Source organism: Streptomyces sp. NPDC044064 (assembly GCF_056434245.1).
This window is the reverse complement of sequence record NZ_JBWKFN010000010.1, coordinates 27,589-47,747: the sequence shown is the minus strand read 5'-3', so window position 1 is coordinate 47,747 and position 20,159 is coordinate 27,589. Positions and strand designations below refer to the sequence as shown.

19 protein-coding genes are annotated in these 20,159 nt (G+C 71.3%); 12 read left to right on the top strand and 7 right to left on the bottom strand.

All coding sequences use genetic code 11. From position 1 onward, the window contains the following. The first annotated feature begins 176 nt into the window (after positions 1 to 176). From AC07DS_RS17810 to AC07DS_RS17800, 3 genes are read left to right on the top strand one after another with little or no spacing between them, the layout of a single operon-like run. Positions 177 to 1,316 carry a 5-(carboxyamino)imidazole ribonucleotide synthase gene (locus tag AC07DS_RS17810; protein ID WP_479146355.1) on the top strand — a complete coding sequence of 380 codons (1,140 nt, stop codon included), beginning with the start codon at positions 177 to 179 and terminating at the stop codon, positions 1,314 to 1,316. Next, the gene (purE, locus tag AC07DS_RS17805; RefSeq protein WP_479146354.1) at positions 1,313 to 1,837 is read left to right on the top strand and encodes a 5-(carboxyamino)imidazole ribonucleotide mutase; all 525 of its coding nucleotides are present in this window, start codon (positions 1,313 to 1,315) and stop codon (positions 1,835 to 1,837) included. Before AC07DS_RS17810 ends, purE begins: the two co-directional genes overlap by 4 nt. Positions 1,838 to 1,842: 5 nt before the next feature. After that, entirely contained in the window at positions 1,843 to 3,021 is a 1,179-nt protein-coding gene (locus AC07DS_RS17800) for a dipeptidase (protein WP_479146352.1), read from the top strand. Here the strand turns inward: AC07DS_RS17800 and AC07DS_RS17795 are convergent. Next, the gene (locus tag AC07DS_RS17795; RefSeq protein WP_479146350.1) at positions 2,970 to 4,100 is read right to left on the bottom strand and encodes an alkene reductase; all 1,131 of its coding nucleotides are present in this window, start codon (positions 4,098 to 4,100) and stop codon (positions 2,970 to 2,972) included. The two genes, AC07DS_RS17800 and AC07DS_RS17795, sit on opposite strands and share 52 nt — an antisense overlap. A gap of 64 nt (positions 4,101 to 4,164) precedes the next feature. Here AC07DS_RS17795 and AC07DS_RS17790 point away from each other — a divergent pair, with 64 nt between their 5' ends. Then, complete coding sequence (locus AC07DS_RS17790; protein ID WP_479146349.1) at positions 4,165 to 4,524, top strand: MerR family transcriptional regulator; 360 nt, start codon at positions 4,165 to 4,167, stop codon at positions 4,522 to 4,524. A gap of 128 nt (positions 4,525 to 4,652) precedes the next feature. After that, a complete protein-coding gene (locus AC07DS_RS17785; protein WP_479146347.1) occupies positions 4,653 to 5,759 on the top strand; it encodes a dipeptidase in 1,107 nt (368 codons plus the stop codon). A 75-nt stretch (positions 5,760 to 5,834) separates the two neighbouring features. Here AC07DS_RS17785 and AC07DS_RS17780 read toward each other — a convergent pair whose 3' ends face one another. Next, a complete protein-coding gene (locus AC07DS_RS17780) occupies positions 5,835 to 6,191 on the bottom strand; it encodes a VOC family protein (protein ID WP_479146345.1) in 357 nt (118 codons plus the stop codon). A 115-nt stretch (positions 6,192 to 6,306) separates the two neighbouring features. Between AC07DS_RS17780 and AC07DS_RS17775 the strand changes: the two genes are divergently transcribed. Next, the gene (locus AC07DS_RS17775; RefSeq protein WP_479146343.1) at positions 6,307 to 6,813 is read left to right on the top strand and encodes a CGNR zinc finger domain-containing protein; all 507 of its coding nucleotides are present in this window, start codon (positions 6,307 to 6,309) and stop codon (positions 6,811 to 6,813) included. A 135-nt stretch (positions 6,814 to 6,948) separates the two neighbouring features. On the opposite strand, the gene AC07DS_RS17770 is transcribed toward AC07DS_RS17775, so the two are convergent. Then, positions 6,949 to 8,292, bottom strand: a complete 1,344-nt coding sequence (locus AC07DS_RS17770) for a UDP-glucose dehydrogenase family protein (protein WP_479146341.1) — start codon at positions 8,290 to 8,292, stop codon at positions 6,949 to 6,951. Between the two features lie 180 nt (positions 8,293 to 8,472). Here AC07DS_RS17770 and AC07DS_RS17765 point away from each other — a divergent pair, with 180 nt between their 5' ends. From AC07DS_RS17765 to AC07DS_RS17750, 4 genes are all read left to right on the top strand, one after another. Next, entirely contained in the window at positions 8,473 to 9,630 is a 1,158-nt protein-coding gene (locus AC07DS_RS17765; protein WP_479146339.1) for an acyl-CoA dehydrogenase, read from the top strand. A 125-nt stretch (positions 9,631 to 9,755) separates the two neighbouring features. Then, positions 9,756 to 10,535 (top strand): SDR family oxidoreductase, encoded by a 780-nt coding sequence (locus AC07DS_RS17760; RefSeq protein WP_479146337.1) that lies wholly within the window; start codon positions 9,756 to 9,758, stop codon positions 10,533 to 10,535. A gap of 125 nt (positions 10,536 to 10,660) precedes the next feature. Next, positions 10,661 to 11,026: a four-helix bundle copper-binding protein gene (locus AC07DS_RS17755; protein WP_479146336.1), complete on the top strand. Its 366-nt coding sequence runs from the start codon at positions 10,661 to 10,663 to the stop codon at positions 11,024 to 11,026. 72 nt (positions 11,027 to 11,098) lie between these two features. After that, complete coding sequence (locus AC07DS_RS17750) at positions 11,099 to 11,917, top strand: class I SAM-dependent methyltransferase (RefSeq protein ID WP_479146334.1); 819 nt, start codon at positions 11,099 to 11,101, stop codon at positions 11,915 to 11,917. On the opposite strand, the gene AC07DS_RS17745 is transcribed toward AC07DS_RS17750, so the two are convergent. Further along, positions 11,914 to 13,218 carry an LCP family protein gene (locus AC07DS_RS17745; RefSeq protein ID WP_479146332.1) on the bottom strand — a complete coding sequence of 435 codons (1,305 nt, stop codon included), beginning with the start codon at positions 13,216 to 13,218 and terminating at the stop codon, positions 11,914 to 11,916. The two genes, AC07DS_RS17750 and AC07DS_RS17745, sit on opposite strands and share 4 nt — an antisense overlap. Positions 13,219 to 13,336: 118 nt before the next feature. Between AC07DS_RS17745 and AC07DS_RS17740 the strand changes: the two genes are divergently transcribed. Further along, on the top strand, positions 13,337 to 13,885 hold the full coding sequence (locus AC07DS_RS17740; protein ID WP_479146330.1) for an acyl-CoA thioesterase: 549 nt from the start codon (positions 13,337 to 13,339) through the stop codon (positions 13,883 to 13,885). A 16-nt stretch (positions 13,886 to 13,901) separates the two neighbouring features. Here AC07DS_RS17740 and AC07DS_RS17735 read toward each other — a convergent pair whose 3' ends face one another. After that, positions 13,902 to 15,416: an LCP family protein gene (locus tag AC07DS_RS17735; RefSeq protein ID WP_479146328.1), complete on the bottom strand. Its 1,515-nt coding sequence runs from the start codon at positions 15,414 to 15,416 to the stop codon at positions 13,902 to 13,904. 128 nt (positions 15,417 to 15,544) lie between these two features. On the opposite strand from AC07DS_RS17735, the gene AC07DS_RS17730 reads away from it, so the two are divergent. Further along, positions 15,545 to 16,573, top strand: a complete 1,029-nt coding sequence (locus AC07DS_RS17730; RefSeq protein WP_479146326.1) for a glycosyltransferase family 2 protein — start codon at positions 15,545 to 15,547, stop codon at positions 16,571 to 16,573. Between the two features lie 55 nt (positions 16,574 to 16,628). On the opposite strand, the gene AC07DS_RS17725 is transcribed toward AC07DS_RS17730, so the two are convergent. Together AC07DS_RS17725 and AC07DS_RS17720 are read right to left on the bottom strand one after the other, a co-directional pair. Continuing rightward, positions 16,629 to 18,299 (bottom strand): LCP family protein, encoded by a 1,671-nt coding sequence (locus AC07DS_RS17725; RefSeq protein WP_479146324.1) that lies wholly within the window; start codon positions 18,297 to 18,299, stop codon positions 16,629 to 16,631. 53 nt (positions 18,300 to 18,352) lie between these two features. Further along, positions 18,353 to 20,107: an LCP family protein gene (locus tag AC07DS_RS17720; RefSeq protein WP_479146322.1), complete on the bottom strand. Its 1,755-nt coding sequence runs from the start codon at positions 20,105 to 20,107 to the stop codon at positions 18,353 to 18,355. Between the last annotated feature and the right edge of the window lie 52 nt (positions 20,108 to 20,159).

Below are 20,159 nucleotides of genomic sequence, written 5' to 3'. Positions count from 1 at the left end.
GCAGCTCCCGTCGGTAGGTTTCGTCAACCCAGCCATGCTATCCAGGTGACCTGTCCGCCGCCCCCGGACCAGGCCACAGCTTGGGAACGGGTCGGAAAGAGCCGGGAAAGCCCCGGGTAAGACGCGGTGTGAGGGACGTAATCCGGCCCGGTCGTCGTGGCCGATACCCTAGGGGCGTGACGTTCCCGGTAGTCGGCATGGTCGGCGGTGGACAGCTCGCGCGTATGACGCACGAAGCTGGCATCCCGCTGGGCATCAGGTTCAAGCTCCTCAGTGACACCCCTCAGGATTCCGCGGCGCAGGTCGTCAGCGATGTCGTCATCGGCGACTATCGCGACCTGGACACGCTGCGTGAGTTCGCGCGCGGTTGCGATGTGATCACCTTCGATCACGAACATGTACCCACCGAGCACCTCAGGGCCCTGGAGGCGGACGGCATCCCCGTGCGCCCGGGGCCCGACGCTCTTGTGCACGCCCAGGACAAGGGCGTGATGCGGGCGAAGCTCGATGCGATCGGTGTGCCGTGCCCGCGGCACCGGATCGTGAGCGACCCGGAGGACGTGGTCCGGTTCGCGGGCGAAGGGGACGGCTTCCCCGTCGTCCTCAAGACCGTCCGCGGCGGCTACGACGGCAAGGGCGTGTGGGTCGTCGACTCCGTCGAGGAGGCCGCCGACCCGTTCAGGGCGGGCGTCCCGGTCCTCGCCGAGGAGAAGGTCGACTACGTCCGCGAGCTGGCCGCCAACGTGGTGCGCTCCCCGCACGGCCAGGCCGTCGCCTACCCGGTGGTCGAGTCGCAGCAGGTCGGCGGCGTCTGCGACACCGTGATCGCGCCCGCGCCCGGCCTGGACGAGGAGCTGGCCCTCCAGGCCGAGGAGATGGCGCTGCGCATCGCCAAGGAACTCGGCGTCGTCGGCCACCTCGCCGTCGAGCTGTTCCAGACCCGCGACGGCCGCATACTCGTCAACGAACTGGCGATGCGTCCGCACAACTCGGGCCACTGGACCCAGGACGGCGCGATCACCTCCCAGTTCGCCAACCACGTGCGTGCCGTGCTCGACCTGCCGCTGGGCGACCCGCGCCCGCGCGCCAGATGGACGGTGATGGCCAACGTCCTCGGCGGCGACTACCCGGACATGTACTCCGCGTACTTGCACTGCATGGCCCGCGACCCCAAGCTCAAGATCCACATGTACGGCAAGGACGTGAAGCCCGGCCGCAAGGTCGGACACGTCAACACCTACGGCGACGACCTGGACGACGTGCTGGAGCGCGCCCGTCACGCAGCCGGCTACCTGAGAGGCACGATCACCGAATGAGCCCTGTTGTTGGCATCGTCATGGGGTCGGACTCCGACTGGCCCGTCATGGAGGCCGCCGCCAAGGCGCTGGACGAGTTCGAGATCGCGTACGAGGTCGACGTCGTCTCCGCGCACCGCATGCCGCGCGAGATGATCGCGTACGGCGAGCAGGCCGCCGACCGCGGTCTGAAGGCGATCATCGCCGGTGCCGGCGGCGCGGCCCATCTGCCGGGCATGCTCGCCTCGGTCACCCCGCTGCCGGTCATCGGCGTGCCCGTGCCGCTGAAGTACCTCGACGGCATGGACTCCCTGCTGTCCATCGTTCAGATGCCAGCCGGCGTCCCGGTCGCCACCGTCTCCGTCGCCGGCGCCCGCAACGCCGGTCTGCTCGCGGCCCGCATGCTCGCCGCGCACGACGAGGAGCTGCTGCAGAAGATGCGCGACTTCCAGCAGGACCTGGGCGACCAGGCCACCGAGAAGGGCAAGCGGCTGCGTGCCAAGGTCGGCGGCGCCGCGGGCGGCTTCGGCTTCGGGAAGTGAGGCCCGTGACCTCGCTGGACGACGCCCGCGCACTGCTGCGCGAGTTCCCCGTCGTCGACGGGCACAACGACCTGCCGTACGCGCTGCGCAAGCAGGTCCGCTACGACCTCGACGCCCTCGACCTCGCCGCCTCCCAGAGCGCGAGCCTGCACACCGACCTGCCGCGGCTGCGCGAGGGCGGGGTCGGTGCCCAGTACTGGTCGGTGTACGTCCCCTCCGACCAGCCGGACGCGGTCCCGGCGACGCTGGAGCAGATCGACGGCGTCCGGCAGATGCTGGCCCGCTACCCGGCGCAGCTGGCCCCGGCCCTGACGGCGGCCGACATGGAGGCGGCCCGCGCGGACGGCCGTATCGCCTCTCTGATGGGTGCCGAGGGCGGTCACTCCATCGGGAACTCCCTGGGCACGCTCCGCGGCCTGTACGCGCTCGGCGTGCGCTACATGACGCTCACCCACAACGACAACGTGGACTGGGCGGACTCGGCGACCGACGCACCGAACGTGGGCGGCCTGTCCGCCTTCGGCCGCGAGGTCGTCCGTGAGATGAACCGGCTCGGCATGCTCGTGGACCTCTCCCATGTGGCGGCCACGACCATGCGGGCCGCGCTGGACGCCTCGTCCGCGCCGGTGATCTTCTCGCACTCCTCCGCGCGTGCCGTCTGCGACCACCCGCGCAACGTCCCGGACGACGTCCTGGAGCGGCTGACCGGCAACGGCGGCATGGCGATGGTGACCTTCGTGCCGAAGTTCGTGCTCCAGGCGGCGGTGGACTGGACGGTCGCGGCCGACCAGAACATGCGCGCCAACGGCTTCCACCACCTCGACACCACCCCCCAGGCGATGAAGATCCACCGCGCCTTCGAGGAGCGGAACCCGCGCCCGGTCGCCACGGTCTCCACGGTCGCGGACCACCTCGACCACATGCGTGAGGTGGCCGGCATCGACCACCTCGGCATCGGCGGCGACTACGACGGCACCGCCTTCACCCCGGACGGCCTGAACGACGTCTCCGGCTACCCGAACCTGATCGCCGAGCTGCTCGACCGCGGCTGGTCCAAGGCCGACCTGGCCAAGCTGACCTGGCAGAACGCGGTGCGGGTACTGGGCGCGGCGGAGGACGTGGCCCGTGAGGTTCAGGCCACGCGCGGCCCGTCCAACGCGACCATCGAGTCGCTGGACGGCTGAGCGTCGAGGGTGGGGTAGTCGGTGTAGCCGTCCGCCCCACCCACGTACATCAGGTACCGCTCCCGGACCGGGTTGAGCGGGGCGCCCAGGCGCAGCCGCGCGACCAGGTCCGGGTTGGCGAGGAACGGCCGGCCGAGCGCCACCAGGTCGGCTCCGGCGGCCAGCATGCGCGCGCTCTCCCGGGTGACGGCCGCCGTGGTGAGGTCGGTCAGGTCCGGGTTGCCGATCAGGGTGCCGGGCCAGTCCGCGCGGATCCGGCGGTACCAGCCGGACTCCGGTGCGGAGCGCACCAGGTGCAGATAGGCGAGGCCCAGTTCCTTCAGGCGGTCCGTGAGGGCGGCGTAGAGACCGGTGGTGTCGTCCTCCCGGACGCCGTTGACGGTGGAGCCGGGGGAGATCCGGATGCCCACCCGTTCGGCGCCGATCGCGTCGGCCACCGCCTCGGTCACCTCCGCCGCGAACCGCACCCGCGCCTGGACGGAGCCGCCGTAGGCGTCCGAGCGGCGGTTGGTGTTGTCGGCGAGGAACTGGTGCAGCAGCATCCCGTTGGCCGAGTGCACCTCCACGCCCTCGAAGCCGGCCTCGACGGCCCGGCGGGCCGCTGCGGCGAAGTCGGCGATCGTGGCGCGGATGTCGTCCGCCGTCATCTCGCGCGGAACCGCGGCCGGCCGGTGGCCGCCGGGAGCGAAGATCGTCTCCGGCAGCGGGACCGGGGAGGGTGCCACGGGGGTCAGGCCCGTGGTCGCCGGATGGCTCACCCGGCCGCCGTGCTGCAGCTGCAGGAACATGCGCCCGCCGCCCGCCCGCACGGCCTCGGTCACCTGCCGCCATCCCGCCGTGTGCCGGTCGGTGTGGATCGCGGTGATGTCCGGGTACGTCTGCCCGACCGCGTTGGGCGTCGAGCCCTCGGCGATGATCAGGCCGGCCGAGGCGCGCTGGGCGTAGTGGCCGGCCATCAGCGCGGTCGGGGTGCCGTCGGCCTCCGCGCGGTTGCGGGTGAGCGGGGCCATGACCAGGTGGTTGGGGAGTGCGAGCCGGCCGAGCCGGGCCGGGGCCAGGAAGTCGGTTGTCCGTGTCATGGCCGTACGGTAGAAGCTGACACTGATGTCAGAATCAAGTGGCCGACGGCCCCGGAGGCGGACGATGCGGATCGGTGAACTGGCCCGGCGCACCAACGTGAGCGAACGGTCGCTGCGCTACTACGAGACCCAGGGGCTGCTCGCGGCCGGGCGCACGCCCGGCGGACACCGGGACTACCCGGAGGCGGCCGTCGACCGGGTCGTACGGATCCAGGAGCTGTACGCGGCCGGGCTGCACAGTGCGAAGATCCGGCAGCTGCTGCCGTGCATGCGCGACCAGGACGGCGGGCCCTCCGTGATCGCCACGCCGAGGCTGGTTGCCGACCTCGCCGCCGAACGCGACCGCATCGACCGTACGATCGCCGACCTCGTCCGCTCCCGGGAGACGCTGGACGAGGTGATCCGGGCGGCCGGGGACGCGTGACCGGTCGTACCCCCGAACGCCCCACTCATCAGGAAGGATCCCCGCGCCCCGTGCGACCGTGGCGGTACGCCAGCCGCATCAGACGTAGCTCACGACCGACGTAGCTCTCGACGACGTACGGAGCCGCCATGGCCGACCTGCAGGACGACAGGCCCACCACGACCGGGGTCGGCGGGGACCACGGCCTGCCGGGCGGCCCGTTCCCGGGGGAGTCGTACGCCCAGGCCGACGAGACGCTGCGGCGGGCGCACTCCCTGCTCGCCGACCACCCCGTTGCCGACGGCTACAGCGGCCTGCCGTGGGCCCTGCGCCATCTGTCCTGGTACGACCTGGAGCTGGGCGAGCTGGCCGTCGACACCGATGTGCCACGGATGCGCGAGGGGCACGTGGGCGTCCTGTTCTCGTCGCTGCACCTGCCCGAGGGCCTGGCGGGGGACCGCGCGGTGGGCGCCACCCTGGAGCAGCTGGACTTCGTCCGCTCGGTGATCGACTCCCATCCGGAGGGACTGCGCCTGGCGCGCACCGCCGGACAGATCATCGACGCCCGCAACTGCGGCCGGACCGCCGTCGTGCTGGGCCCGGCCGGGGCGCCCGCGCTGGACGACTCCCTGGGCATCCTGCGCGTCCTGCACGCCCTCGGCCTGCGCGTCCTCACCCTGACGGGCACCGCCTGGGCGAGCGAGGCGGGGCTGACCCGGTTCGGCGAGGAGGTCGTCCGCGAGATGAACCGCCTCGGCGTCCTGGCCGACCTCTCCGGCGCCTCCGACGCCACCGTCGGCCGGGCCACCGCGCTCTCCAAGACCCCGGTGCTGTGCACCCGCTCCGCCGCCCGCGCCCTGCGCCCGCACCCGGCCAACCTGCCCGACGAGCTGCTCGCCGAGCTGGGCGCCGCGGGCGGTCTGTGCATGGTGCCGCTGACCGCCGAACAGACCGGCCCGACCGTCCAGGACGTCGCCGACCACCTCGACCACGTCCGCGCGGTCGCCGGCCCCGAGTGCGTCGGCCTGTCCGGCACCTACGACTCCGGCGCCGCCCACCCGCACGACCTCGCCGACGCCTCCCGCTACCCCCATCTGATCGCCGAACTGCTCCGCCGTGGCTGGTCCGAGCCCGAGCTGTCCCTGCTGACCTGGGGAAACGTCCAGCGGGTGCTCCGCAGCGCGGACTTCACGGCCCGCGCCGCACAGCACCGCCGGGAGCCGTCCAACGCGCGGATCGCGGAGCTGGACGGCTAGGGGGGTTCGTTTGGATCAGGTCGGACCCGGGCTGAACCGAACGAAACCCCCTAGGGCCTGCCGGCTCCGGCCCGCTCAGCAGGCGCAGAGACAGAAGGGGTGTCCGGCCGGGTCCGCGTAGACCCGGAAGCTGCTGCCGCCTTGCTCGGCCAGCGGCTTCGCCCCCAGCTCCAGCACGTCCTTCTCGGCCGCGTCCAGGTCCTCCACCACCAGGTCCAGATGGAACTGCTGGGAGCCGTCGGCCGCGGGCCACCGCGGCGGCACGAATCCGGGCGCGCGCTGGAAGGCCAGCGCCTGACCGCCCGGCACCGACAGATCGACCCAGTCGCCCTCGCCCTCCACCGTGCCGCCCAGCACCCCGGCGTAGAAGCCGGCCAGCGCGCGGGGATCGGGACAGTCCAGGACGACCGCACCCAGCTTGGCGAGTGCCATGACTTCCTCCTCGAAGTCGGAGTTACCTTTAGAGATGTGTAACCGGTAACGCGTTACCTGATGCTCCTGCATGAGCGGTAACGTCGCAACCGGATTCGGGAGGTAACTTGCAGTCATGAGTGAGAGATCGCCCGCGCCGGGAGGCCTGGCCCTGGTCGAGTCCTTGGTGAACACGCTGGACCTCGAGTCGGGCGCCGACTCGCTCGACACGGCGGACGGCCGGGCGCGCCTCGGACTGGCCGAGGAGGAGCTGCCGCGGGCCCGCGCCCTGCGCGAGTCGCTGCGGGCCACGCTGCTCGCGCACGCCGGCCATCCGCCGCACGGCGAGGTCACCCCGCTCGGCGAGCTGCTGGCGCACGCGCCCCTGTACGTCGCCGTGGACGGCCACGACGGCTCCGCGAGCCTCGCCCCGGCCGACACCGGCCCGCTGCTCGCGCGGGTCGCCGCCGCCGTGGCCGAGGCGCTGGTCGCCGGCACCTGGGCCCGTCTCAAGGCGTGCGAGGCCGAGACCTGCCACTGGGCGTACTACGACCGCAGCCCCGCGGGGCGGGGCCGTTGGTGCTCGATGCAGGTGTGCGGGGCGCGCGCGAAGATGCGCCGCTACCGCGCGAAGGAGGCGTGAACCACGGGGAGTTCATCGGCCACGTATGTGTCCGGTGGTGCAGAATGCGGGAAGACGCCGGTTCGGCCGACTGAGCCTCGGCCGAACCGGCGTCCTCGTGGATGCCTCTGGGGGGGGTGCCGCTGCGGCGCCGGACTACGCGGTCGGGCGGCCCATGGCCCGGTACGTCCACCCGGCCCGCCGCCACTGCTCCGAGTCCAGGGCGTTGCGCCCGTCCAGGATCAGCCGGGCCGCCGCGACCTCGCCCAGCGCCGCCGGGTCCAGCTCGCGGAACTCCCGCCACTCGGTCAGGTGCAGCACGACATCGGCGCCCCGGACCGCGTCGAGGGCCGAGTCGGCATAGCCCAGGGTGGGGAAGACCCGGCGGGCGTTCTCCATGCCCTTCGGGTCGTACACGGTCACCTGGCCGCCCTGCAGATGGATCTGCCCGGCCACGTTCAGCGCGGGCGAGTCACGGACGTCGTCCGAGTCCGGCTTGAAGGTGGCGCCGAGCACCGCCACCCGCTTCCCCAGGAAGGGACCGCCGCCCAGCGCCTGCCGGGCCAGCTCCACCATCTGGCCGCGCTGGCGCATGTTGATGGAGTCGATCTCGCGCAGGAAGGTCAGTGCCTGGTCCGCGCCCAGCTCACCGGCGCGCGCCATGAACGCCCGGATGTCCTTCGGCAGACAGCCACCGCCGAACCCGATGCCGGCGCGCAGGAACTTCTTCCCGATCCGGTCGTCGTGGCCGATGGCCTCCGCCAGCTTCACCACGTCACCGCCCGCGGCCTCGCAGACCTCCGCCATCGCGTTGATGAAGGAGATCTTGGTGGCGAGGAAGGAGTTCGCCGAGGTCTTCACCAGCTCGGCGGTCGGGAAGTCGGTCACCACGAACGGCGTGCCCTCGCCGACCGGCGTCGCGTACACCTCCCGCAGCAGCTTCTCCGCGCGCTCACCGCGCACACCCACCACGATCCGGTCCGGGTGCAGCGTGTCCTGCACGGCGAAGCCCTCGCGCAGGAACTCCGGGTTCCAGGCCAGCTCGGCGTCCGCACCGGCGGGCGCGTGCTCGGCCAGATAGGCGGCCAGCCGCTCGGCCGAGCCGACCGGCACGGTCGACTTGCCGACGACCAGGGCGGGTCCGTGCAGATGCGGGGCGAGGGAGGCGAAGGCGGCGTCGACGTACGACATGTCCGCCGCGTACTCCCCGTGCCGCTGGGGAGTGTTCACACAGACGAAGTGCACGTCACCGAAGGCCCCGACCTCGGCCCAGTCCTGGGTGAAGCGCAGCCGTCCGGTGGACCCCTCGAAGCCCGCGACATGCCGGCGCAGCAGTTCCTCGAGCCCCGGCTCGTACATCGGGGTCTCGCCGCGCTCCAGCATCGCGATCTTCTCGGGCACGACATCGAGCCCCAGCACCTCGAATCCGAGTTCGGCCATGGCCGCGGCGTGCGTGGCGCCCAGGTAGCCGGTGCCGATCACGGTGATCTTCAGGCTCATGGATGTGCTCCAGATCGGGTACGTCGGTGATGCGGAGCCGAGCATAGTCGGGGCGTCCACCGGGCAATTTCCCCGCTGTCGCCCATCTCACGTAGGCGTCCTTCGGGCGGCCCTCTAAAATTTGAGTTACTTAACGGTAATTAGCGTCAGTATCACTGTGTCTTTGGAGCGTGAGAGACCGTGGCCGGATCGGCTGACTTCGACCTGTACCGCCCGTCCGAGGAGCACGACATGCTCCGGGACGCCGTCCGTTCGCTGGTCGAGGCGAAGATCGCGCCGTTCGCCGCCGCGGTCGACGAGGAGGCCCGCTTCCCGCAGGAGGCCCTCGACGCCCTGGTCGCCAACGAGCTGCACGCCGTGCACGTACCCGAGGAGTACGGCGGCGCCGGCGCCGACGCGCTCGCCACGGTCATCGTGATCGAGGAAGTCGCCCGCGCCTGTGTGTCCTCCTCCCTCATCCCGGCCGTGAACAAGCTGGGCTCGCTCCCGGTGATCCTGTCCGGCTCCGAGGACCTGAAGAAGCAGTACCTCACCCCGCTCGCCAAGGGCGACGCGATGTTCTCGTACTGCCTCTCCGAGCCGGAGGCGGGCTCGGACGCGGGCGGTATGACGACCAAGGCGGTCCGCGACGGCGACCACTACGTCCTCAACGGCGTCAAGCGCTGGATCACCAACGCGGGCGTCTCCGAGTACTACACGGTCATGGCCGTGACCGACCCGGCCAAGCGCACCAAGGGCATCTCCGCCTTCGTCGTCGAGAAGTCGGACGAGGGCGTCTCCTTCGGCGCCCCGGAGAAGAAGCTCGGCATCAAGGGCTCCCCGACCCGCGAGGTCTACCTCGACAACGTCCGCATCCCCGCCGACCGCATCATCGGCGAGGAGGGCACCGGCTTCGCCACCGCCATGAAGACCCTGGACCACACCCGCATCACCATCGCGGCCCAGGCCCTCGGTGTCGCCCAGGGCGCCCTCGACTACGCCAAGGGCTACGTCCAGGAGCGCAAGCAGTTCGGCAAGCCGATCGCCGACTTCCAGGGCATCCAGTTCATGCTCGCCGACATGGCCATGAAGATCGCCGCCGCCCGCGCCCTGACGTACCAGGCCGCGGCCGCCTCCGAGCGCGGCGACAAGGACCTCACCTTCCAGGGCGCGGCCGCCAAGTGCTTCGCCTCGGACGTGGCCATGGAGGTCACCACCGACGCCGTCCAGCTGCTCGGCGGCTACGGCTACACCCGCGACTACCCGGTGGAGCGCATGATGCGCGATGCGAAGATCACGCAAATCTACGAAGGGACGAACCAGGTCCAGCGGATCGTCATGGCCCGCAACCTGCCGTAAGGCACGCCCCCCGCGCTTCCCGGCAGCCCCCGTCCGCCTCGGACGGGGGCTGCCGGCGTACCGGCGTAGCGTGGACAGCGGGGGTGTTCCCGGGCCCGGTCCCGGTCACGGAAGGCACCGTCACCATGCCCACCAGCGAATCCCTCGACGGCCGGCGCGCGCTGGTCACCGGCGGCACCAGGGGCACCGGAGCCGCCGTCGCCGAACGCCTGCGCCGGGCCGGCGCGAGCGTGCTCGTCACAGCCCGCAGCCGCCCCGAGGAGGTCGAGGAGAAGACGTTCGTCGCGGCGGACCTCTCCACCGCCGAGGGTGCCGCCGAGGTCGTCTCCGAGGTGAACGCCCGCCTGGGCGGCGCCGACATCCTCGTCCACACCCTGGGGGGATCCGAGGCTCCGGCCGGCGGCTTCGCGGCCCTCGGCGAGGCCGACTGGGCCCGCGAGCTGACCGTCAACCTGCTGGCCGCCGTACGCCTGGACCGCGGCCTGCTGCCCGGGATGATCGAGGCCGGCCGGGGCGTGATCGTGCACGTCACCTCCATCCAGCGCCGGATGCCGCTGTGGAACGGCACCCTCGCCTACGCCGCCGCCAAGGCCGCGCTGACCACCTACAGCAAGGGCCTGGCCAACGAGGTCGCCCGGCACGGGATACGGGTCACCGCGGTCTCGCCCGGCTTCATCCGGACCAGCGCGGCCGACCAGTTGGTGACCCGGATCGCCGAAGAGGCGGGCGTCACCCGGGAGGTGGCCCTGGACCGGCTCATGGACTCCCTCGGCGGCATCCCGCTCGGGCGTCCCGACCGCCCCGAGGAGGTCGCCGACCTGATCGCCTTCCTGGTCTCCGACCGTGCGTCGGCCATCCTCGGCGCCGAGTACGTCATCGACGGCGGCACCACCCCCACCGTCTGAAGCCGCCCTGTGGGCCGAACGGGTGCGAGGCGGGGCAGACGTCAAATGGCAGAGCGGGGCACTCCGGCGTAGGACGGAAGCACACGGGGCCCGCCCCGGACCCCTCTCCCTCCCCAGGAGGAGCCATGACCCAGCCCGGAACCACCGTGCCCGCCATGACCAAGGAGATGCAGGACTGCGTCGAGGCCTGCATGACGTGCCACAACGTCTGCGAGGAGACCATGAGCTCCTGCATGCAGATGGGCGGCCAGGCCCAGATGCAGATCATGCGCGCGCTCATGGACTGCTCCGAGATGACCCGCATGTGCGCCGACATGATGATGCGCCGCTCGCCGATGTCCGCCGACATGTGCGCGATGTGCGCCAGGGCCTGTGACATGTGCGCCGAGGCGTGTATGTCCATGCCCGACGACAAGCAGATGATGCGCTGTGCCGAGGCGTGTCGCCGCGCCGCGGAGATGTGCCGGGCGATGGCGGGCGCACGCATGTGACCCCTGCCCATGAGGGCGTTTCAAGGGCACCCCCGTGGGTGCCCTTGAACCTTTGTACGGCACGCTGGGTTCATGATCGAGACGGATGCGACGGCGGCCTTCGACGCCGCCGAGCGGGCGATGTGGGCGGGGCGGACCGAGGCGTACGCCGCGAGCTTCGGCCGGCTGTGCGCGTACCCGGTGCCCGCGCTGCTGGACGCGGCCCGGGTCGGCGCGGGGACGCGGGTCCTCGACGTCGGGACCGGGACCGGCACGGCCGCCCTGGCGGCGCAGGAGCGGGGCGCGCTGGTGCGGGCCGTGGACGCCGACGCCGGGATGGTCGCCGGGGCGCGGCGGCGCGGGGTGGCCGCCGAGGTCGCCGTCCTGCCCGAACTTCCCTTCCCTGACGGGGAGTTCGACGCGGTGGTCGGCAACTTCGTACTCAACCATGTGGGCCGGCCGCGGGCCGCGCTCGCCGAGCTGCGGCGGGTGCTGCGACCCGGCGGACGGATCGCCCTGACACTGTGGGGCGCCCGGCGCGGGGCCGGACAGGAGCTGCTCGGGCAGGCGTGCGCGGCCGGTGGTGCCGTACCGCCGTCGTACCTGCCGCGCCTGGACCCGGACGAGGACTTCACGCGCACCCCGCAAGGGCTGTCGGAGCTGCTCGCGCAGGCCGGATTCGGCGGTGCCGAGGCCGCCGAACTGGCCTGGGAGCACCGGGCCGGCGTCGAGGAGTGGTGGGGCGGTGCGGCCGGCGGGGTCGCCACCGTCGGGCTGGTCGTGACCTCCCAGGACGCGGAGACGGTCGCCCGGATCCGGCGGGAGTACGAGCGGCTGAGCGCCGCATACGCGGACGGGGAAGGGCAGCTCGCCCTTCCCCATGTCTCGCTGCTCGCCTCCGCGACCGCCTAGTTGCCGGTGACGGTCACCTTCTCGTCGTTCTTCAACTGGCTCACCAGCGTCTTCACCTTCGCCTTGTCCCAGACGAGGTTGCCGCCGGTGGACCCGGAGATCGGCATGTTCATCGAGGTGCCGTCACCGCCGCTGACGCCCTTCATCGCCCAGAACATGGACGCCAGGTCCCACAGGCCCATGTCCTTGTCGACGATCAGGGAGTCCAGGCCCGCGCCCATGGTCGGGTAGAGCTTGAAGGGGTTCAGGACCGTCGACGGGGTGGCGACCTGGTGGGCCAGCGCGGCCAGGAACTTCTGCTGGTTCTTGGTGCGCTGCAGGTCGCTGGTCGCGAAGGCGTGCCGGGTGCGGACGAAGGCGAGGGCCTGCTGACCGGTGAGGGTCTGCTTGCCCGCCTTGAAGTCGGCGCCGGACCACTTGTCCTTGAAGCCCTTGTCGATGTCGATGTCGACACCGCCGACCGCGTCCACGATGTTCGCGAAGCCCTGGAAGCCGATCTCCACGTAGTGGTCGATGTGTAGACCGGTGTTGTACTCGATCGTGCGCACGAGGAGGGTCGGGCCGTCCTCGGCGTAGGCCGCGTTCAGCTTCTCGTGCCGGCCCTTGGCCGGGTAGACCTTCCCGGACGACGACCCCTTGTACGAGGGGACCTCCACGTCCGAGTCGCGCGGCAGCGAGATCAGCGTGTCGCCGTTGTCGCCGACGTGCAGGATCATCATCGAGTCGGTGCGCTTGCCCTGGGCGGCACCGGTGTGCAGCTTCTTCTCGTCCGCCTTGGACATGCCCTCGCGGCTGTCCGAGCCGACGATCAGGTAGTTCGTGCCCGAACCGGCCTCCGGCCGGTCGATGACCGTCGCCAGGTCGACCTCGCGGCGCAGCTTCGAGTCGGCCCAGAAGTACGTCGCCACCGACGTGACGATCAGCACACTCGCCAGCGTGATCGCGGTCCACTTGATGCGACGGCGCCAGTTCGGCCGCGGCCGGTACTGCCCGACGTTCGGGTCTGCGTCGTTGTCGTTGGGCACGAAGCCGCCGCCTTGGCCGCCGCCGTAGACCTGGCCCGTGTTGTAGCCGCTGTCGTAGTCGCCGTAGCCGGCGCCGTCGTCGTGTCCCTGGCCGTCGACGTACGACGGCTGCTGCGGGACCCCGGCGCCGTACCCGCGCTGCTGCCCGGGCGGCCCCGCCGGGCCGCGCCGCACCTGGCGCATCACACGGGCGCTTTCCGGCTGCGCGCCGCCGCTGCCGCGTCCGTAGCGCGGGCCGCGATTGTCGTCGGACCATCCCTGGGGCCAGTCATTCATGCGCCCCAGTGTGCAGGGCACGGGTGTGGGCCTTACAAGGGGTGTCGGAAAATCAGAGCGGCGCTGTTGCGAAGCCGTCACAAATTCCGTGAATGTCCTTCGGCATAAGGTGGGGGCCATGACAGACCAGGCCCCGGACGCGGATCCGGACATCCCGGGCAAGGCGATATCCGCTTCCCGCACCACCCTCAGCCACATCATGACCCACAACGACACCAACCTGCTGGGGACGGTGCACGGCGGGGTGATCATGAAACTGGTCGACGACGCGGCGGGCGCGGTGGCCGGCCGGCACTCCGGCGGTCCCGCCGTCACCGCGTCCATGGACGAGATGGCCTTCCTCGAGCCGGTCCGCGTGGGCGACCTGGTCCATGTGAAGGCCCAGGTCAACTGGACCGGCCGGACCTCGATGGAGGTCGGCGTGCGGGTCCTGGCCGAGCGCTGGAACGAGTCGACGCCGCCGACCCAGGTCGGCTCGGCCTATCTGGTCTTCGCGGCCGTGGACGCCGACGGCAAGCCGCGCCGGGTGCCCCCGGTGATCGCGGAGACCGAGCGCGACCGCCGCCGCAACCAGGAGGCCCAGATCCGCCGCACCCACCGCCTGGCCCGCCGACGCGAGATCCGCGAGCTGCGCGAGAGGCGCGCGGCGCAGGGCTTCGAGGACTAGGGCCTGACCCAGGGCCCTATGCGCCCTGGGAGGCTTCCCCGGAAGCCGGGCAGACCACCTCGTTGCCGCGCAGCGCGCTCTGCTCCGGCTTGGCCGGGTCCTCGACCTTCACCTGGTGCACGGTCTTGAAGTCGGACCCGCCGGTCACCTTCAGCGTCTGGCCCATCCCCGGTACCGCGCGCAGCGCGCTGCCGGGCAGGGCCGCGGCCAGGGTGCGGGCGGAGCGGTCCCAGCGGGGGTCGTAGGAGATCACCGTGCGCCTGACGTCGTGCACGGTCGCGGTGGTCGGCCGGTGGGTGGTGGCGAAGCCGGCCGCCGCGAGCGCCGCGTCGATCCGCTTGGCGAGCCCGGCCGTGCCGGTGCCGTTCTCCACCTGGACCCGGACCTGCCGCGGGGCGACCTCGACCGGCGCGGGCCGGGGTCCGCGGTGCGGGTGGTCCACCGCGAGCGGCTTGTCGTCGCGCAGGGCCTGGAAGAGCCGGCCGGACGCCGCCGGGTCCCACCTCAGGGTCGAGCCGAGGCCCTTGACCGGGAAGTTCATCTGGCCGATGGGCACCGTGGAGAACTCGGAGGAGGACGGCGAGAAGTTCCGCATCGCCCGGCCGAGGTCGAGCAGCTCGTCGGTGCCGAAGCCCTCGTCGGCCCGCACCGAGCCGAGCACCGCCCGGGTCACGTCCCGGAACCGCATCGGGTTCAGCAGCACCCCGGAGGAGGTGGCCCGCTCGATCAGCGAGGCCAGGAACCGCTGCTGCCGCTTCATCCGGCCCAGGTCGCTCGCCCCGTCCACGTGCCGGGCGCGCACGTACTGCAGCGCCTGCCCGCCGTTGAGGGTGTAGGTGCCGGGCGCGAGGTCGAGTCCGGTGTACGAGTCCTTCAGCGGCGTCGCCGTGCAGATGCGGACGCCGCCGAGCACGTCCACGGTCTTCATGAAGCTGGTGAAGTCGACCTCCAGATAGTGGTCGATCTTCACATGGGTCATGTTCTCGACCGTGGCGATGGTCAGCTGGGGGCCGCCCTCGGCGTAGGCCGCGTTCAGTTTGACGGGGTGCGGGGCGTGCCGCCGGCCGGTGCCCGGGTCGACGCGCTCGGGCACCTCTGCGTAGGAGTCGCGCGGCAGGCTCACCACGCTCGCCCGCTCCCGGTCCTCCGAGATGTGCACGATCATCATCGTGTCGGTGCAGTGACAGGGCTGCCCGCCCAGCCGGTACGTGCGCCGCTGCGACTCGCTGATCTTGTCCCGGCCGTCGGTGCCGACCAGCAGGACGTTCATGCCGTGGCCCGCGCGGGGCCGGTTCTTCATGTCCTTGAAGGCGTCGACCCGGGTGATGCCGGCGTCCAGGCTGGTGACGACCGCATGGCCGATCCCGGCGGAGGCGAGCACGACCACGGACAGCGTGGTCACCGCCCGCATGGCCCAGCGCGGCCGCCTGGGGCGCGGGGGCCGCACGGCCCGTGCGGGCTGCCGAGGCACCCGGCGGGGCTGTTGCGGTCGGCGCTGCGGCCGGGCGGGGGACCTGGGCGGGCTGGGCAAGGGACACCTCCGGGCTGCGGCCGTATGCGGGATTTGTGAGAACCGTAGGCCGATACGATCTCCAGCCCGCCTGCACGCGCCCGGCGGCGCGCACCGGTGTCCCCCGTTCGCGGTAACGTGAGCCCCCTATGAACGCCAAGCCCGACGTGCGACACCCCGCCGTTTCTGTGATCATGCCCGTCCTCAACGAGGAGCGGCATCTGCGCGGGGCCGTCCAAGCGATCCTCGCGCAGGAGTACGCCGGCGAGATGGAGGTCGTGATCGCCCTCGGTCCGTCAAAGGACCGCACGGACGAGATCGCCGCCGAGCTGGTCGCGGAAGACCCCCGTGTGCACACCGTCCCGAACCCCACCGGCCGCACCCCCGCCGCGCTGAACGCGGCGATCAAGGCCTCCCGGCACCCGATCGTGGTCCGTGTCGACGGCCACGGCATGCTCTCGCCGAACTACATCGCGACCGCCGTTCGGCTCCTGGAGGAGACCGGCGCGCAGAACGTCGGCGGCATCATGCACGCCGAGGGCGAGAACGACTGGGAGCACGCGGTCGCCGCAGCCATGACCTCGAAGGTCGGCGTCGGCAACGCGGCCTTCCACACCGGTGGTCAGGCGGGCCCCGCCGAGACGGTCTACCTCGGTGTCTTCCGCCGCGAGGCGCTGGAGCAACAGGGCGGCTACAACGAGGAGTTCATCCGCGCCCAGGACTGGGAGCTGAACTTCCGCATCCGTGAGGCGGGCGGCCTGATCTGGTTCTCGCCGGAGCTGAAGGTGTCGTACCGGCCGCGGCCGAGCGTGAAGGCGCTCGCCAAGCAGTACAAGGACTACGGCCGCTGGCGCCATGTCGTCGCCCGCTACCACGAGGGCTCCATCAACCTGCGCTACCTCGCCCCGCCGACCGCGGTGTGCGCCATGGCGGCGGGTCTCGTGGTGGGTGCCGCTCTCACGCCGTGGGGTCTGGTGATCCCCGGCGGCTATCTGGCGGCGATCGTGGCGGGTTCGGTCCCGGCGGGCAAGGGGCTGCCGGCCAAGGCCCGGCTGCAGATCCCGGCGGCTCTCGCGACCATGCACATGTCGTGGGGCTGGGGCTTTCTGACCAGCCCCAGGTCCCTGGCGAAGCGAGTGATCGCCTCGCGGCGGCCGGCGGTGCTCGAACCCCGCTGAGCACAGGAACGAAGAGGGCCCCTCCGCACGCCGCGGAGGGGCCCTCGTGCTGCGTTCACCACTGGTAGGGCTTGTACACGTCCATGCACTGGGAGCTGTCCGAGCCGTTGATGGCGTCGGAGTTGCCGGGCAGGTCGCCGGCCTTCGGCGCGGACTTCTTGGGGTAGGCGGTGCCCGTGCGCCAGTCCGCGCCCACGACGACAGTGACCCCCGACACGTCGGTCGACTGCTTCACCTGGCTCATCGGGATGCCCAGCGCCTTGGCGACTGCCTGCGCGTCCCCTGCCAGATCGGCGCTCGGGTAGCGCACGACGGTCTGGTCCGCGGACAGCGATGCCGAGGTGTCGGCAGTGGCCCTGCCGTATCCCTTCTGCACGAGCGCCTGGCCGACCGTTCCGGCCCGGCCGGCGACCGCGGCCTCGGTGGAGGACTGCGTGGCGTTCTGCACCAGCACCCCGAGCCGGGCCGCGTCGACCGAAGGGGTCTTCGTCGGCTGCGACTTGCCCGCCCCCTTCTTCGCCCCCGACGGCTTGCCGTTCTTGTCGAAGGGGACGTCGTCGCGGAGCATCTGCCACAGCTTGTCGGCGCCGGCCTTCTCCGGCACGACGTGCTCGCTGTTCTGCGCGTCCTCGACGTTGGGCATCGTCACCGACGTGATGCGGTCCGCCGGCACCGACTTCAGCTCCGTGCCCAGGTCGTACAGCTTCTTGACGGTGCCGATCTCCTCGGACACCTTCAGGGACTTGGTGGCCGCCTCGGCCAGGTCCATCAGCCGCCCGGTGTCGGTGAACACGTTCTGCTGCTTGAGCGTGCGGATCATCGAGTTGAGGTACATGTGCTGGGCGCGGGCCCGCATCACGTCACTGCCCCAGGCGTGCCGCGTACGCAGCCACTGCAGGGCCTGCACGCCCTCGACCTTCTTCCGCCCGGCCTTCAACTTCAGCCCGGAGCCGCCGCGTTGGGCGGGCGTGGAGTGGTCCCACACGTTCTGCTTCACACAGACCTCGACGCCGCCGATGGCATCCGCCATCTTCACCACGCCCGCGAAGTCGATCGTCATCCAGTGATCGATGTAGACACCGGTGAGGTTCTCCCAGGTGCTCAGCGTGCAGCCGGCGCCGCCCCGGGCCAGGGTGGTGTTGATGATGGCATTGGTGGCCGGGTAGACCTTGCCGGTGTCGGGGTCCGTGCACTTGGGGATGTCGACCCGGGTGTCCCGGGGAATGCTCACCATGGCGGCGCTCCGGCGGTCCGCGGAGAGGTGGATGAGCATCTGCACGTCTGCGAGCGGAGGGCTGCCGCGGTCGTACTTGGCGCCGCCGAGCTTCACGTTCTCGTCCGAGTTACGGCTGTCGGAGCCGATCAGCAGGATGTTCAGCGGAGTCTGGCCGGCCGCGTTCGGCCGGGTCCGCTGCGCCTTGTCGTCGCCGTTGCTGCGGCGGCCCTTCTGGATGTTGCCGTTCAGGTGCTGGTAGTACAGGTATCCGGCGCCGGCCGTGCCGAGTATGACCACCGTCAGCACGGTCGCCGACCAGCGCAGCACGCGCCGCCGCGGCCCCCGCCGCTCGGTCTTCCTCGGGCCGCCGCGACGCCCGCCACCGTGCCGTCCGGACCCCTCAGGCGCCTGAGCGGCCTGCGGCGTGAGCGCCATCGTGTCCTCGACCGCAGGAGGCTCCCCGCGCACATCGCTCTGCGACAACTCCCTGCCCTCCCCACCCTGCGCCATGAAACGGGTCCGTCCCGCGCCGAGTTAGACGCACGACGGACCCGTTGGGTTACCTATGAGGCGCACTGAACCTTGTCGGCGGTGGACTTGTCGACGGACGGAGCCTTGGACGGAGGGGTGAGGGAGACGCCCGCACCCTTGAAGTCCTTGCCCAGGGTGAGCGTCATCGCGGGCAGGCCCTGGGAGTTGGTCACGCTCTTGCCCGGCTTCAGCGCGGACCCCGGCAGCCCCATCAGGGCCGCCAGCTCACGTGCCTGGGGTGCCTGGTCGGGCGCGTACTCCAGCGTGGTCTTGTTCAGTTCCGCGGGCGCGTTGCCCGCGTTCTCCGACTTGAGCACGCCCTCCTGGGTCTGCAGCCACTGCAGGGTCTCCTGTGCGCTGCCGGCCTCGGCGCCGCCGTTGAGGACCCGCACCCGCACCTCGGAGGGCTGGGACTTGCTGCCCTTGAGACGGGCGGCCGCCGCGTCCTTGGCCGCCTTCTGCTTCTTCTTCACCTCGGTGAAGGAGACGTCGTTCCTGATGGCGTCGAAGACCTCGGGCGCCCTTGTCCTGTCGACGACGACCGTCGCGTGGACCTTCTCGGCCGGGTTGTCGACCACCGGCACCGTCATGAACGAGATGTTCTTCGGCGGCACCTTCTTCAGCTCCAGCGCCACGTCCTTGAGCGTGCTCACCTTGCCGATGCCCTTGTCGACGGTCAGCGCCTTGGTGGCCGCCTCCGCGAGGTCGATCAGCTTGGCCGGGTTGGTGAGGGTGTCGCTGGAGGACATCTTGCGCATCAGCGAGCCCATGAACTGCTGCTGCACCTTGATGCGGTCCAGGTCGCCCTGGTTGCCCCAGCTGTGCCGGGTACGGACGAACGCCAGCGCCTGCTCGCCCTCGATCTTGGACGGGCCGGCGGGCAGGTCCAGATGCGACTGCTTGTCCTTCACCGCGTGCTTGAGGCACACGTCGACGCCGCCGACCGCCGAGGTCAGCGTCTTCACGGCGTTGAAGTCGACCATCATGAAGTGGTCGGGCTCGATGCCGGTGACCGCCTTCACCGTGCGCATCGTGCAGCCCGGGTCCCGGCCCTCCTGGCCCAGGCTGGTGTTGAAGCGGACCCCGTCGGTGCCGGGAATGACCTTCTTGGTGTCGTCGGCCTGCGTGGTCTCGCAGTCCGGCACGTCCACGATCAGGTCGCGCGGAATGCTCAGCGCGGTCGCGTTCGTACGGTCCTTGGCGACGTGCAGCAGGATGTTGGTGTCCGCGTGCCCGACGCTGCCGGAGTCGCCGTAGCCCTCGTTGCCCTTGCCGGTCCGTTTGTCGGTGCCGATGATCAGGATGTTGAAGGCGTCGTCCTTGCTGAAGCTGTTCTTGGCCGCGTCACCGACGTCCGTGGTGGTGACGTTGCCTTCCAGGTGCTTCAGGTAGAGATAGCCGGCCGTGCCGACGGCGACCAGGACGAACGCCGTGCCGCCGGCGGTCCACGCCAGCACCTTCTTGGCCTTCGACTTCTTCTTCACCGGCCGCCGGCCGCGCCGGGTCGGCGGCGGCTCGGGCTCGGCGCCCTTGCGCCGGCCCGAACGGGGACCCGGCACCTCCGCGCCGCGCACCTCCCGCATCTCGCGCGTCCCGCCCCCCGCCGCGTCACCGCGGCCGCGCCCGGCACCGCCGGAATCACGGGAGTTCGGTCTACGCGGACCGGGAACCGACGACTGCGGTGCGGAATCACTCAGTCGCAGTTCGTATTCGCCGGTATTCGGATTGAGTACCCACTGGTCTGCGGGGTCGATGTTGTCCGCCCGCCCACGGCCTTGCGCGTCCACGGTTGTCCGAATCCTCCGTCGGGGCCACGCGGCGCCTTCCCCCTCAAAGGCG

Coding starts and splice junctions, on each gene's coding strand:
- AC07DS_RS17780 (WP_479146345.1), bottom strand. CDS start 6,191: ATGGCACTCGCCAAGCTGGGTGCGGTCGTCCTGGACTGTCCCGATCCC.
- AC07DS_RS17760 (WP_479146337.1), top strand. CDS start 9,756: ATGCCCACCAGCGAATCCCTCGACGGCCGGCGCGCGCTGGTCACCGGC.
- AC07DS_RS17795 (WP_479146350.1), bottom strand. CDS start 4,100: ATGACACGGACAACCGACTTCCTGGCCCCGGCCCGGCTCGGCCGGCTC.
- AC07DS_RS17745 (WP_479146332.1), bottom strand. CDS start 13,218: ATGAATGACTGGCCCCAGGGATGGTCCGACGACAATCGCGGCCCGCGC.
- AC07DS_RS17775 (WP_479146343.1), top strand. CDS start 6,307: ATGAGTGAGAGATCGCCCGCGCCGGGAGGCCTGGCCCTGGTCGAGTCC.
- AC07DS_RS17730 (WP_479146326.1), top strand. CDS start 15,545: ATGAACGCCAAGCCCGACGTGCGACACCCCGCCGTTTCTGTGATCATG.
- AC07DS_RS17790 (WP_479146349.1), top strand. CDS start 4,165: ATGCGGATCGGTGAACTGGCCCGGCGCACCAACGTGAGCGAACGGTCG.
- purE (WP_479146354.1), top strand. CDS start 1,313: ATGAGCCCTGTTGTTGGCATCGTCATGGGGTCGGACTCCGACTGGCCC.
- AC07DS_RS17740 (WP_479146330.1), top strand. CDS start 13,337: ATGACAGACCAGGCCCCGGACGCGGATCCGGACATCCCGGGCAAGGCG.
- AC07DS_RS17755 (WP_479146336.1), top strand. CDS start 10,661: ATGACCCAGCCCGGAACCACCGTGCCCGCCATGACCAAGGAGATGCAG.
- AC07DS_RS17770 (WP_479146341.1), bottom strand. CDS start 8,292: ATGAGCCTGAAGATCACCGTGATCGGCACCGGCTACCTGGGCGCCACG.
- AC07DS_RS17750 (WP_479146334.1), top strand. CDS start 11,099: ATGATCGAGACGGATGCGACGGCGGCCTTCGACGCCGCCGAGCGGGCG.
- AC07DS_RS17725 (WP_479146324.1), bottom strand. CDS start 18,299: ATGGCGCAGGGTGGGGAGGGCAGGGAGTTGTCGCAGAGCGATGTGCGC.
- AC07DS_RS17785 (WP_479146347.1), top strand. CDS start 4,653: ATGGCCGACCTGCAGGACGACAGGCCCACCACGACCGGGGTCGGCGGG.